The sequence below is a fragment of the Rhodococcus sp. FH8 genome (genome assembly GCF_019266085.1).
GTDB lineage: Bacteria > Actinomycetota > Actinomycetes > Mycobacteriales > Mycobacteriaceae > Rhodococcus_F > Rhodococcus_F qingshengii.
Genome location: NZ_LPNQ01000010.1, coordinates 1 through 1,303 on the forward strand (window position 1 = coordinate 1; position 1,303 = coordinate 1,303).

A 1,303-nucleotide genomic window follows, 5' to 3' on the forward strand; every position below is an offset into this window, starting at 1 on the left:
CGTCGTCGGTGGAGTTGTTGGCTGCGCGGGTGGAGTCGGAGATCGGTTCGGGTGCGCGGGCGGCGTTGACGGCTCGGGTGCGTCCGGAGCGGGTGCCGTTGTCGTTGGCGCAGCAGCGGATGTGGTTCTTGAACCGTTTCGATACGTTGTCGTCGGCGAACAATATTCCGGTGGCGATTCGGTTGTCGGGGTTGTTGGATGTGGCGGCTCTGCAGGCTGCTGTGTCGGATGTTGTTGTGCGGCATGAGATTTTGCGGACGGTGTATCCGGAGGTCGACGGTGTCGGGTTCCAGGAGGTGTTGTCGGCGGATCGGGTGCGGTTGGATGTGTCGCCGGTTGTGGTGTCGGAGTCCGATGTCGTTGGTGCGGTGACGGAGTTCTTGTCGGCTGGTTTCGATGTGGCGGTGGAGGTTCCGGTTCGGGCGCGGTTGTTCGCGGTGTCGGAGTCGGAGTTCGTGTTGGCGTTGGTGGTTCATCACATCAGTGGTGATGGTGTGTCGATGGGGCCGTTGACGCGTGATGTGATGGTGGCGTACGAGGCTCGTTCTCGGGGTGAGGTGCCGGGGTGGGCGCCGCTCGAGGTGCAGTATGCGGATTACGCGTTGTGGCAGCGTGAGGTGTTGGGGTCCGAGGGTGATCCGTCGTCGTTGATTTCGCGTCAGGTCGGTTTCTGGGAGTCGGCGTTGTCGGGGTTGCCGGATCAGTTGGATTTGCCGGCTGATCGTCCGCGGCCTGTGGTGGCGTCCAATCGTGGGGCGAATCATTCGTTCGTGGTGGGTGCGGATGTGCATGCTGGTTTGAATGATGTTGCTCGTGAGTCGAATTCGTCGTTGTTCATGGTGGTGCATGCGGCGTTGGCGGTGTTGTTGTCGCGGTTGTCGGGGACGTCCGATATTGCGATCGGTACTCCGGTGGCGGGTCGTGGTGAGCAGGTTCTCGATGATTTGATCGGGATGTTCGTCAATACGTTGGTGTTGCGGACGGAGGTGGATTCTTCGGAGAGTTTCGTCGATCTGCTCGCAGGTGTGCGGGAGGCTGATCTTCAGGCGTTTGCGCATGCGGATGTTCCGTTCGAGCGGTTGGTGGAGGTGCTCAATCCGGCGCGGTCGCAGGCTCGGAGTCCGTTGTTCCAGGTGATGTTGGCGTTCCAGAACATGGAGCAGTCGGCGTTGCAGTTGGGTGATCTGCGGGTTGCGGGTGTCGATGCCACTGCGGTGGCGGCGAAGTTCGATCTGCAGCTGACGGTGGTGGAGCAGTTCGACGAGGCGGGTGCTCCGGCGGGGATGGCGGCGTCGTTGACGTA

1 protein-coding gene is annotated in these 1,303 nt (G+C 61.6%); it reads left to right on the plus strand.

Annotated elements, in window-relative coordinates; translation table 11 throughout:
- Window positions 1-1,303, plus strand: a 1,303-nt coding sequence (locus ATN38_RS00070; RefSeq protein ID WP_256931482.1) for a condensation domain-containing protein, incomplete at both ends; no start/stop codon positions are given.